This is a genomic window from Streptomyces sp. NPDC090127 (genome assembly GCF_044746945.1).
Classification (GTDB): Bacteria; Actinomycetota; Actinomycetes; order Streptomycetales; family Streptomycetaceae; genus Streptomyces.
On sequence record NZ_JBIVDE010000013.1, the window covers coordinates 1 to 12574 of the forward strand.

Consider the following 12574-nt stretch of genomic DNA (forward strand, 5'->3'; position numbering starts at 1 on the left):
CGAAGGACGCCGTCTCCGAAGTGAACCTGTCACCCGTCAACTGCATACCGTCACCGGAATCACCGGCGAACCGAATAATCACCCGATCGAGTCGGTGCACCTCTTTGCGGATCGGTGCCCGCTCGCTCAACACCTCGGCGTCCGCCGGGTCGAGAAGCGTCATGGGGAAGGTCCTTATGGGCTCGGGAGGGGAAGAGGGAGGGGAAGTGGGAGAGGACGAGGGAGGGCGACGCGCCGCGCGCCGCTCAGCCCGACACGCCGCGCGCCGCTCAGCCCGACGCGCCACGCGCCGCTCGGCCCGACGCCACGCGCGCCGCTCAGCCCGCCGTGGCGAGGGCGATGGCCGCCGCGTACGCCGGAAGCGGTGTCGGTACGTCGTGGAGGGTGAAGGCGTCCACCTCGGCCGGTACGTCGGACACGCCCACGTACGGGTCGGCGACGCCGTACGCGAGCCCGACGCCCGTCGCCTTCAGGTACGCCTCCTTGCGCGTCCACACCCGGGCCAGTGCCCCCGGGCGGGCCTCGTCCGGCAGTGCGCGCAGGACGCTCTGCTCGCGCGGGTGCAGGGAGGGCAGGAGTTCGTCGGTGATGGCCGGGCGCGGGAGGCCCTCGACGTCGGCGCCCACCCGGGCGCCGGAGACGGCGATCAGGGCGAGCCCGTCGCTGTGAGAGAGGGAGAAGTGCGGGCCGCCGTCGGCCAGCGCGGGGCGTCCGTGCGGCGCGCCGCAGCACGGGCAGTCCTCGCGGACCAGGCCGAGCCCCTCGGGGGCGAGCCCCGTGTAGCCGCCGAGGACCAGGCGCAGCCCGATGTGCGCGGCCCGGAAGCGGTGTCGGTCACCGGGGCGGCGCAGGCGCGCCGACCGGTCCTGCTCCTCGGGGCTCAGGGGGACGCCCTCGGCGGCCACCGGGTGACCGCCCACGATCTCGCGGTCCGTGTCCAGCCACCACAGGGCCACGTCCCGGCCCGTGGGCGGCGGGCCCGGGTCCGGAACCGGGCCCGCCCCGAGGTGCAGGGCGCGCACGACCGGCAGCAGGACGGGCAGGGTCTCAGGCATCGTCGCCGGCTCCGGCGAGTTCGCGGATGGTGGGCGTGCGGAACAGGTCCCGTAGGGGTACGGCGGGCAGGCCCCGGCTGCGCAGCGCGGCGCTGATCCGCACCGCCAGCAGGGAGTTGCCGCCCAGCTCGAAGAAGTCGTCGTCGAGCCCGACCGGGGTGCCCAGCATCGTCGACCAGACGTCCTGGAGTACGGCCGCCTTGCCCTCCCCCGGTCCGTCCGCCGTGGTGTGGGGCGAGGCGGTGGCGGGGGCGGGCGTCGCCGTCCGGGTCGGCTCCGGCAGCCGGGCGGCGTCCAGCTTGCCGTTCGTGGTCAGGGGCAGCGAGTCGAGCGGGGTGACGGTCGCCGGGAGCATGTAGGCGGGCAGGACGGTCGCGGCCCGCTTCCGTACCCCTACGGGATCGAGGTCCGCCGGGACGACGTAGGCGTCCAGGCGGGCGGTCGCGGGGTCCGACGGGTCGTCCCGCCGGACGACGACGGCCGCCGCGCGGACGTCGGGGTCCTCCAGGAGTACGGCGCGGATCTCGTCCAGCTCGATCCGGAAGCCGCGGATCTTCACCTGGCTGTCGATGCGCCCCAGGTGTTCGAGGGTGCCGTCGGGGCGCAGCCGGCCGAGGTCGCCGCTGTGGTACTGGCGGCCCGGCGCGTACGGGTCGGCGGTGAAGCGGGCGTCGGTGAGCTCGGGACGTCCGAGGTAGCCGAGGGCCACGCCGGCGCCGCCGACGCGGATCTCGCCCGTGACGCCGGGCGGGACGAGGCGGCCGCGGGCGTCGGTCACGTACAGGTGCCAGCCGGGCAGCGCCGGGCCGACGGACTTCGAGCCGGCGAGGGCCAGTTCCCGGGTCAGCGTCTGCGCGGTGACGTGCACGGTGGTCTCCGTGATGCCGAACATGTTGACCATGCGGCACTCGTCCTCGGGGTGCCGGTCGAACCAGCGCAGCAGCATGCGGGCGTCCAGCGGCTCGCCGCCGAAGACGACCAGCCGTACGGCGAGCGCGGCGTGGTCGGTCTCCAGGAGCTGGGAGAAGGCGGAGGGCGTCTGGCTGAGGACCGTGACCTCCTCGCGCCGCAGCAGGTCGCGGAACTCGTCGGGCTCGCGGGAGACGACGTACGGGACGACCACGAGGCGCCCGCCGGTCAGCAGGCAGCCCCAGATCTCCCAGACGGAGAAGTCGAAGGCGCCGGAGTGGAAGAACGTCCACACGTCGTCCGGGCCGAGACCGTACGGTTCGCGGGTCGCGTCGACGAGCGCGACGACGTTGCGGTGCGGGACGACGACGCCCTTGGGGCGGCCGGTGGATCCGGAGGTGTAGATGACGTACGCGGGGTCGTCCGGGCCGCCGGCGCGCGGGAGTTCGTGTGCGCGCTGTCCGTCGGCGAGGAGGGCGTCGGGGGTGACGGGCGTGCCCGCCCCGGCCGGGTACTCCGCGTGCCGGGTGATCACCAGCGCGAGGCCGGCGTCCCGCGCGGTGTGGGCCAGCCGGTCGGCCGGGTAGGCCGGGTCGGTGGGCACGTAGGCCGCGCCCGCCTTGAGGATGCCGAGCATGGCGACGACCAGCTCGTTGGCGCGCTCCAGGCAGAGGCCGACCCGGTCGCCGGGCGCGACCCCGCGCGCGACGAGGCCGCGGGCCACCTGGTCCGCCTGGGCGTCCAGTTCGCGGTACGTGAGGGTCGTCGTGCCGTCGCCGACCGCCGGGGCGTCCGGGCGGGCGGCGGCCACGCGCGCGAAGGCGGTCGTGAGGTGCTCGGGCGTACCGGCCAGGACGGCGTCCGGCCGGCCGAGGGCGGCGACGCGCCGGCGCTCCGCGGCGTCGAGGAGTTCGACGTCGTCGGCGTGGACCGCCGGGGACTCGCCGAACTGGCGCAGGACGTGGGCGAGATGGCGCAGGAAGCCGTCGACGACCTCGGGCGCGAAGTGACTGCGCCGGTACGCGACCCAGAGCCGGCCGCCGCCCTGGTCGCCCTGGTCGCCCGGACCGCGCTGGTCGCCCTGGTCGCCCGGACCGCGTCGGCCGCTCTGGTCGCCTTGGCCGCCACCCTGGCCGTGTCGGCCACCCGGGCCGCGTTGGCCACTCTGCTGGGCGTCCGCGTCGGACGTCGCGCGGGGCAGCACGGTGACGGTGAGCGGGAACGGCGGTGCGAGGCAGGGGAGGTACTCCCCCGCCTCCCCGAACGGGTCACCCTCCGCGGCGGGTTCGATCACCCCCACGGTCACCGGGTGGTCCGTCGGCGTGGGGACGGCCGCGTGCAGCGAGGCGAGGGAGGCGTCCGCGGGTACCGAGCAGCCGAGGGCTCCGCGCCGGTCGGTGGCGACGGTGACGTCACCGGTGGCGCCGTGGCCCTCGTAGCGGTGCAGCGTGAGCGCCAGGGCGGCGAGCAGCGCGGACGGGTCCGCGCCGACCGGCAGACCGAGGGAGCGGCTCTCCCACCCGTCGGCACCCTTCGTACCCCCGCCCCAGTCGGGCGCCGGGCCGGGGCTGACGGGGCGGGGGGCGGGCAGGCCTTCGCCGGCCGCCGCTCCCACCGAGGCCGCAGCCCCCACCGAGGCCTCCGCCCCTTCCGCCTCCATCGCCCCCTCCGCCTCGCCCACCCCGTCGGCCAGCGCGAGCGTCAGGCGGGTGAGGGCGTCCCGGTCGAGTACGGCGCGGTCGGCCACGACGACCAGATCCGCGACGCCGTCCGCGTGACGCAGCAGCACGCACCGTACGGACGGGGTCGGCCGGTTCAGTTCGGTCCGGCGGCGGCGCAGGGCCTCCGGCTCATCGGAGCCGGCCGTGACGTCCTCCACCCACAGGCGCCAGGGGCCCGCCGCGCCCAGGCGGGCGGTCAGCTCCGCGGCGGTCACCCGACTGCTCAGCCGGACCCGTAGGGCGTGGCAACGCTCACCCACCATGGGGGTGTCCTCCCTCTCTCTCACAACGGTCACATCTGGTGCTGGTCTCCGCGCCGGTCAGCGCGCGGTGAACCCGCCGTCCACGGTCAGCACGGAGCCGGTCACCTGCCGGGCGTCGTCCGAGACGAGGTAGACGACGGCGGCGGCCACGTCCTCCGGCTCGATCAGGGCGTTCATCGGCTGCGCCTCGGTGAACGTCTGCTCGTGCTCGCCCACCTCCACCTCCAGGGCGCGGGCGATCTCCGCGAGCATCCGGCCCTCGGCGGTCGAGTCGTCGCGCACCGAGCCGGGACAGACGGCGTTCACGCGGACCTTGGTGGGCGCGTAGTCGAGCGCCGCGGCCTTCGTCAGTCCGATCAGGCCGTGTTTGGCGGCGACGTAACCCGCGAAGTGCCGGTAGCCGACCAGCCCGGCCGTCGAGGCGATGTTCACGATGGAGCCGGCGCGGCGGGCGCTCATCGCCCCCGCGACCGTACGGATCACCCGCCAGGCGCCGGACAGGTCGACGTCGATCATCAACGCCCACTCGTCCTCGCCGATCTCGTGCGCCGGGCGGCCCGAAGGGGCCGCGATCCCGGCGTTGTTGACGGCGGCGTCGATCCGACCGAAGCGGTCCTCCGCGCGGGCCACCGCGGTCTCGACGGAGGCGAGGTCGCGGACGTCGCAGGCGGCGGTGAGCACGGCGGCGCCGTTCTTGCGGCAGAGCGTGGCCGTGTGTTCCAGCTGGCCGCGGGTGCCCAGCGGGTACGGCACGCCGTCGAGGTCCTCGCACAGGTCGAGGAGCGCGAGGTCGGCGCCCTCGGCGGCGCAGGCGACGGCGGTCGCCCGGCCGAGGCCCCTGGCCGCCCCGGTGACGAGGACGGTCTTTCCGGTCAGACGCACAGCTCCGCCCCCTCGACCGACTGCGCCAGCTCCTCGGCGACGACCCGGAGGAGCGCCGGCGCCGACTCGGTGAGGTACATGTGGCCGCCGTCCAGTTCCGCGTGGCGGTGGCCGGCGTCCGTGGTGCGGTCCCACGCCTCGGCCTCGGCGCGGCCCACGAGGGTGTCCGCCGTGCCGCGCAGGGTGGTGACCGGGACCGACAGGAGCCGGTCGTCGGCGGGTACGTACGACTCGTGCATCTCCACGTCGGCGCGGAGCGTCGGCAGGACCAGCTCGCGCAGCTCGGGGTCGTCGAGGGCCTCGTCCGTGTAACCGGCGAACTCGTTGACGCGCGCCAGGAAGGCGTCGTCGTCGAGACCGGTCGCGCGGGCGGCGCGCGGCTCGGCCGGGTGCGGGGAGCCGCTGGCGAACAGCCGGACGAGCCGGATGTCCGGGGTGGTGGCGAGGCGCCGGGCGAGCTCGTACGCGAGGACGGCGCCGAGGCTGTGGCCGAAGAGGGCGACACGGTGCGGACCGGTGGCCGGGGCGAGGGCGGTCAGAAGGTCGGCGTGCAGGGAGTCGGCGGCGGCGTGCGCGTCGCGGAACGGCTCCTCGTCGATGAGGCGTTCGCGGCCCGGGAGCTGGAGCGGCAGGACGTCGAGGCCGAGCGGCTCGGCGTGGCGCTGCCAGGGACGGTAGAAGGAGGCGCCGGCGCCGGCGAAGGGCAGGCAGACGAGCGTGGTGCGGTCGGCCATGTCAGCGCTCCCCGGCGTGGTCGGCGGTCGCGGTGGCGGGCGCCGAGACGGGCGGCCCGGCGGCGGGCGCGTCCGAGGGCGCGGGGGCGGTCCCGGCGACGGGCGTGTCCGTGGGCGCGGTGACGGACGCCTCAGCGGGCGGCCCGGCGGCGGTCGCGGGGGCAGCCCCGGCGACGGGCGTGTCCGTGGGCGCGGGCTCGGGGGCGTCGGCCGACAGGCGGACGTCGTAGGTGACCGGCAGCTTCACCAGGCCACGGCTGGTGGAGTTGTCGAAGAGCCACTCCAGCTCCTCGGCCGGGACGGCCAGACGCAGGCCGGGCAGGCGGCGCAGCAGGGTCGTGAAGGCTATCTGGCCCTCGACCCGGGAGAGCGGCGCGCCGACGCAGAAGTGCGGGCCCTGGCCGAAGGCGAGGTGGCGGTTGGCGGTGCGGGTGATGTCGAGTCGGTCCGGGTCCTCGAACGCCTCCGGGTCGCGGTTGGCGGAGCCCATGAGGAGGTGGACGAAGGCCTCCTTGGGGATCGGGCAGCCGGCGAGCTCCATGTCCTCGGCGGCGACCCGCAGGGTGCCGCGGTAGACCGGCGACTCGAAGCGCAGGAACTCCTCGACGGCCGAGCCCGCCAGATCGGGCCGGGAGCGGAGCAGAGCGAGCTGGTCGGGGTGGGTGAGCAGGGCCTGGACGCCGTTGCCGATGAGGTTGGCGGTGGTCTTGTGTCCGGCGATGATCAGCAGGACGAGGGTGGAGACCAGCTCGTCGTCGGTGAACCGGCCCTCCTCGTCGGCGGCCCGCAGCAGGATGCTGACCAGGTCGTCGCCGAGGTCGGCGCGCCGGTCGGCGAGCAGGTCGAGCAGGTAGCGCTCGATGTTCTCGCTGGCGTCCTTGAGCTTCTCGTTGGACTCGGCGTCCGGATACGGGGCCCCGCTGAGCCAGTTGCCCCAGCTGTGCAGCTGCGGCCGGTCGGCGACCGGGACGCCGAGGAACTCGCAGATGACACGCATCGGCAGGGAGAAGGCGAACTCCATCAGGTTCGCTTCGCCGTGCTCGGGCAGCGCGTCGATCAGCTCGTCGGTGATCTCTTGGATGCGCGGGCGGAGCAGCTCCATCCGGCGCGGTACGAAGGCCCGGCTGACGAGCTTGCGCAGCCGGGTGTGCTCCGGCGGATCGGCGGTGAGCATGTTGCGGATCAGTACGGGACTGGAATCCTTGACGAGGTCCCGGAACCAGTCCGGGGCGTTGTCGATCTGCTTCGACAACCGGGGGTCGCTGAAGGCCTTGAGCGTGGTCTCGTAGTCGGCGACGACGTAACCCACGCCGCCCACCGGGTAGTTGATCGCGTGGACCGGGCACCCGCTGGCGCGCAGCTTGGCGTTGCCGGTGTGCAGGTCGTCGCCCTCGGGGGCGGTGAAGAACTCGGGGGGAAGCTGGTCCGTGGTGCGGGGAAGCTCGGTGGTCATCGGGTTTCTCCTTCCTTGTCGGAACGCGGGATGTCGCAGGCGGGAGCGGTGTCGGTGTCGGTGTCGGGATCGGGCACGGCGACGCCCGCGGAGGGCGGTGCGTCCGGGAGAGCCGTGTCCGCGTACGCCTCCGGGGGCGCGAGGTTGCGGATGCGCGGGCTGAGGGTGGGCAGGGCGGCCAGGCCGGAGATGACGGCCATCACGGTGAACACCCAGACCGGGCCGGCCGTGTCGAAGACCGTGCCGATGGCGAACACGCCGACCGGTGCGGCGATCATCGACATGAACATCACCGCGCCGAGGACCCGGCCCTGCGCCTTGTCGGGCACCATCGCCGCGAGGTAGGCGAGGAAGAGCGCGCTGGTGATGGGGCCCCGCAGGAACACGCAGGCGACGATGACGCCGAGCGGGACGAGCCCGGAGACGTTGGCGAGCAGGATCGCGGCCACCGGCCCGATCCACGCGGCGATCAGGAAGAGCTTCGCCGGGGCGACCTTCTTGATGACCGGTCCCGCGACGAGCGAGCCGACCAGTCCGCCGACGCCGGCGATGGAGAGCAGCATGCCGGTGAAACTCGCGGAGGCGCCCCGGCTCTCGGCGGTGGCGATCAGGGCGAGGAAGACGCCGGAGTGGGTGAACGCCATGTTCGAGCCCATGATCCAGACGATCAGCAGCCGCAGGACCGGCTGATTGGCCAGGATCCGGAAGCCCTCGGCCGTGTTGCGCTTCTCCCCCGGGGAGATCTGCTCCACCTTCATCGGCTTGCGGATGAAGAGCAGCAGCACGGTGGAGACGAGGAACCCGATCGACGCGCTCAGGAACGGGAACGCGCGCGCCACACCGAAGAGGGCGCCGCCGACGGGCGGGCCGCCCATGGTCGCCGCGAAGTAGCGGATCTGGTTCTGGGCGGTGGCCTGGGTGAGCTGGGAGGGCGGGACGAGCTGCTTGATGGCCGCGAGTCCGGTGGGGTTGGAGATGCCGAGGCAGGCGGCCGAACCGACCGCGACGGCGAAGACCAGGACGGGGTGGGTCTGGTCGGCGAAGATCAGCAGGCTGAACACGCCGAGCAGGACGACCCGGACCAGGTTGCAGATGATCATCAACAGTCGGCGGTCCATCCGGTCCGCGAGCGTGCCGCCCGGGATGGACATCAGGCTGGCGGTGATGAGCTGCGCCGAACCGACGGCGCCCGCGTAGAAGGCGGACCCCGAGGCGGCCAGGATGAGCAGCGGATACGCCACCTCCGCGGTCTCCTTGGCGAGCGCGGCGAACGCCTCGCTGGTCCACAGCGCCTGGAAGTCGCGGTTCTTCAGGAGCGGCTTCTCGGCAGACTCCTTGCCCTCCTGCCCGCCGTCCTGCCCTTGTGCCCGTTGTTCGTCCTCGGGCGCCGGCGCCTCGTCCGCCGTACTGCCGGGCGGTGTCTGCGAGACCGTCATGAGTCCTCCCTCTCCTTGTGTTCGTCCGCTGTGAGTGCCTCGCCGAGGCGTGCGGCGAGCTGGTCGACGTACGGGGGCCGCAGCATCGACCAGTGGTCGCCCGCGACCGGGACCACGCGCAGCCCGGCCGGGTACAGCCCCGCGAGCCGTCGGGCGAGCCGGGCGGCCGCTCCCGGTTCCGTGTCCGCCTTGAACAGCACGGCCGGGCACTCCACCGGGCCCGGCCGGTGCGCCAGTACGGCGGCCTGGCCGGCGAGGAACCTGCGGCGGGCGTCCGGGTCGCGGCGCAGCGGGCCCGCCGTGGGGCCGACACCGAGCAGGGTGTCGAGGCCCGCCCTTACCCCGCCGAGGAGGAAGTCCGGGGCGGCGGCGACGGGCAGCGGTCGGGTGTCGGGTACGTAGCCGTCCAGGGAGAACAGCAGGTCCACCGTTCGCCCGCGGCGGCTGAGCAGCCGGGCGGTCTCGTGCGCGACGACGGCGCCGAAGGACCAGCCGCCCAGCGTGTACGGCCCCGTCGGCTGGGCCCGCAGCAGGGTGCGGGCGTGCGCGGCGGCGAGGGCGCGGATCGTGCCGCCCCGGCGGGCGTGCCGCTCCAGGGCGAGGACGGGGCGGTCACCGGAGGGGGCCAGCCGGGCCGCCAACTCCCGGTAGGGCAGGGCGTTTCCGAGAGCGTCCACGACGAGGAAGACCGGACGCCCGGTGCCTTCGCGCAGGGTGGCCACGCCGGGCGGAAGAGCGGCGTGGGCGCCATGCGCCGGTCGCCCGGCCGGGCCCGGAAGCTGCCGCTCGACCAGCTCGACGAGCCCGGCGAAGGTGCCCTTCAGGCTGAACTCGGTGACGGAGAGCTCCGCGCCGAGGCGTTCACGGACGGCGGTGGTGAGCGCGAGTGCGAGCAGCGACTCGCCACCGAGGGTGAAGAAGTCGTCTTCGTCGCCTGCGGCGGCGACGCCCAGCGTCTGGCGCCAGATCTCTTCGAGGACGGACCGCGTGGCGGGGGCCGTGGCCATGGCTGTGGTCATTGCTGTGGGCGTTGCTGTGGTCATTGCTGCCGGCGTTGCTGTGGTCATTGCTGCCGGCGTTGCTGTGGTCGTGATCGCAGCCGCGGCCGTGAGCGTGGCGCGTGCGCGGGTGGTGTCCGTGCGTGGTGTGCCCGCCGGCTCGGCGGGGCGCGGAGACGCCTCAGGCTCCGGGTTCGGTCCAGGTACCGGATCCGGGTCCGGGTCCGGGTCTTCGCCCAGGAACGGGTGCGCGGGCAGCGAGCACCGTACGGGCCGGGTCTCGGGGTCGGCGTACCGGCTCTCCAGGAGCGTCTCCAGGGCCCGGTCCACGCCGAGTTCCCAGAGCGCGCCGATCGCGTCGAGCAGCCCGGCCTCGGCCTCGACGCGCCCGCCGGGAGCGAGCCGCACGGTCCGGTGGCCGGGGTTCCAGCCGGGCGCGACGCGCAGGGAGCCGGTCATCGAGCCGCCGGGGCCGAGCTCCAGGTACGTCGTGCAGCCGGCGGCCAGCAGGGTGGCGCTCCCGGCGTCGAGCAGGACCGGCTCGCGCAGGTGCGCGGCCCAGTGGCCGGGGGTGACCACGGCCTCGGGGTCGGCCAGGTCGCCCGTGGTGTTGGAGATGTACGGCAGCCGTGGCGGGCGGGCGGGCATCGACGACAGATGGTCCCGCACCACCTCGGCTGCCGAGTTCATGGCCGGCGAGTGGAAGGCCCGCCGGGTGTGGACGGGGGTGACGCGCAGTCCGGTCAGCGCGCCACCCGCGAGGAGGGAGTCCATGGCGGCTTCGGGGCCGGAGAGGACCGCCGAACCGTTTCCGCGTACGGCGACGGTGACACCGCTGTCGACGGGCAGCCTGGCCTCGACCTCGTCGGGCGCCGCCTCGACCACGGCCATCCGGCCCGGGGCCGCGTCGCGCATGGCCACGGCCCGCCGATGGACCAGACCGACGGCGTCGGACACGGTCCACACCTCGGCGAGCGCGGCGGCCGCGTACTCGCCGATGCTGTTGCCGAGCATGGCGTGCGGGGTGACGCCCCAGACGGCGAGCTGGCGTCCGAAGGCGACGCCGAGGGCGAAGAGGCCGAGTTGCTGATGGACGGTGTCCGCGTACCAGTCGTCGGCACCCGGCCCGTCGACACCCTGTCCCGCCCCGACCGCCCCGACCGCGCCGACCGCCCCGACCGCGCCGGCCCCGGAGGCGCCTGAACCGTCCGCTCCGGACCTGTTCACGCCATCCACGTCAGCACCGGACCCGTCCACCCGAGAGCCGTCCACCCCGGACCCGGCCGCCTCGGACCTGTCAGCCCCGGCCCTGTTCACGCCATCCACGCCCGCCCCGGGCCCGCCGGTCTCCCGGCGCGGCTCGACCGGGGCGATCACCGGGCTCAGGTCCACGCCGCAGTCGTCGTGGGCGATCTTGCGGATCTCGTCGAAGGCCGCCCGGAACTCCGGCAGCAGCCGGTACGCGGCCTCGCCCACGGCGCTCTTGAGGGTGCCCTGCCCCGGGAAGAGGAAGGCCACCTTCCCCAACCGCCCAGGCTTGCGCAGTCGTTCGGCGGCGCCGCCTGCCGCGCGCAGTGCCCCGGGGGCGTGGGCGTGGTCGCGTACGACCACGGCCTGCCGGTGCCGGTGGACGCGCCGCCCGGCCAAGGTCCGTACCACCGCGTCGAGTTCGAGCGGCGTCCCGGCTGTCGAGGCGACGACGAGACGCTCCGCCAGGGCCTCGTCCAGGCGGGCGAGCGAGGCCGGGCTGTACCCGGACAGCGGCAGCAGACGCGGCCCGGCGACCGGCACCGACGCCCCGCCGACGCGCCCCCCGGCGCGCCGACGCGACAGCGAGGCCGTCGGCGCCTCGGTCAGCACCGCGTGCGCGTTGGTGCCGCCGACGCCGAACGAGCTCACCGCTCCGGCCCGCCGCTCCTGCCCCGCCCGCAGCTCCCACGGGCCGAAGGACCCGGTCACCCGGAACGGCGAACGCTCCAGCTCGAGCAGGGGGTTGGCGGAGGTGTGGTGGGCGGTCGGGTAGATCTCGCGGTGCTCCAGCATCAGGGCCGTCTTGATCAGGCCCGTCACCCCGGCCGCCGCGCCGGTGTGCCCCACGTGGCCCTTGACCGCGCCGAGCGCGCACCAGCCGGTGTCCTCGCTCCCGGGTCCGAAGACCTCGGTGAGCGCCTGCACCTCGATGGGGTCGCCCAGCCGCGTGGCCGTCCCGTGCGCCTCCACGTGTCCGACGGCGGTCGCGGGCAGCCCCGCCGCGTCCAGGGCGGCCCGGACGACCTCGCTCTGGCCGCCGGCCGAGGGGGCGGTGTACGCCATCTTGTCCGCGCCGTCGTTGTTGACGGCGGTGCCCGCGACGACGGCGACGATCCGGTCGCCGTCGCGTACGGCGTCGGCCAGTCGCTTGAGCACGACCACGCCCACGCCCTCGCTGGGCACGGTCCCGGCGGAGCGGGCGTCGAACGGACGGCAGTGTCCGTCCGGCGCCAGGATCCCGCCGGGTTCGAAGAGGTAGCCCCACTCGCCGTCCGGCATCACGGTGACGCCGCCCGCGAGGGCCGCGTCGCACTCGCCGCCGCGCAGCGCGGAGACCGCGAGGTGGACGGCGGTCAGCGAGGTGGAGCAGGCGGTCTGCACGGTGATCGCGGGGCCGCGCAGGCCGAGCTTGTACGCCACCCGGGTGGCGACGAAGTCCTTCTCCCGCCCGATGTACCGGGCCAGTTCGCCCAGGGCCGCGTCGTTGCGGCCGGGCCCCGAGCGGTCGGCGCCCGCGTAGACGCCGACGCGGCCCCGGAACCGTACGGGATCGAGACCTGCGTCGTCGACGGCCGTCGCCGCGCACTCCAGGAAGACCCGCTGCTGCGGGTCCATCGCCGCCGCCTCCGCCCGGCTGTACCGGAAGAAGGACCAGTCGAAGCGGCGGGAGCCCTCGATGACGCCCATCGCCGGGACGAAGTTCTCCCGGCCCACGTAGGCGGGGTCCACCCCGCGCCTGAGCAGTTCCTCGCGGGTGGGCCGGCTGATGCCGTCCCGGCCCGTGCGGAGCAGGGCGCGGAAGGCGCGGACGTCGGGTGCGCCGGGGAGCCGGCAGGCCATGCCGACGACGGCGACGGCGTCTTCGAGGGACAT

At 74.7% G+C, this 12574-nt stretch carries 7 protein-coding genes; all 7 read right to left on the minus strand.

Annotated features, from left to right (window positions below; all coding sequences use genetic code 11):
- Positions 1–317 precede the first annotated feature (317 nt).
- The 7 genes from ACIPPS_RS31900 to ACIPPS_RS31930 are packed head-to-tail and all read right to left on the minus strand — an operon-like array spanning position 318 to position 12574.
- Complete coding sequence (locus tag ACIPPS_RS31900) at positions 318–1055, minus strand: 4'-phosphopantetheinyl transferase family protein (RefSeq protein WP_401439457.1); 738 nt, start codon at positions 1053–1055, stop codon at positions 318–320.
- The gene (locus tag ACIPPS_RS31905; protein ID WP_401439459.1) at positions 1048–3948 is read right to left on the minus strand and encodes an amino acid adenylation domain-containing protein; all 2901 of its coding nucleotides are present in this window, start codon (positions 3946–3948) and stop codon (positions 1048–1050) included. The genes ACIPPS_RS31900 and ACIPPS_RS31905 overlap by 8 nt, the downstream gene beginning before the upstream one ends.
- Before the next feature lie 57 nt (positions 3949–4005).
- A complete protein-coding gene (locus tag ACIPPS_RS31910; protein ID WP_401439463.1) occupies positions 4006–4830 on the minus strand; it encodes an SDR family oxidoreductase in 825 nt (274 codons plus the stop codon).
- Positions 4821–5564 (minus strand): thioesterase II family protein, encoded by a 744-nt coding sequence (locus ACIPPS_RS31915; protein ID WP_401439465.1) that lies wholly within the window; start codon positions 5562–5564, stop codon positions 4821–4823. The genes ACIPPS_RS31910 and ACIPPS_RS31915 overlap by 10 nt, the downstream gene beginning before the upstream one ends.
- A gap of 1 nt (position 5565) precedes the next feature.
- Entirely contained in the window at positions 5566–7017 is a 1452-nt protein-coding gene (locus ACIPPS_RS31920) for a cytochrome P450 (protein ID WP_401439467.1), read from the minus strand.
- Entirely contained in the window at positions 7014–8453 is a 1440-nt protein-coding gene (locus ACIPPS_RS31925) for an MFS transporter (RefSeq protein WP_401439469.1), read from the minus strand. Before ACIPPS_RS31925 ends, ACIPPS_RS31920 begins: the two co-directional genes overlap by 4 nt.
- Entirely contained in the window at positions 8450–12574 is a 4125-nt protein-coding gene (locus ACIPPS_RS31930; protein WP_401439471.1) for a type I polyketide synthase, read from the minus strand. The genes ACIPPS_RS31925 and ACIPPS_RS31930 overlap by 4 nt, the downstream gene beginning before the upstream one ends.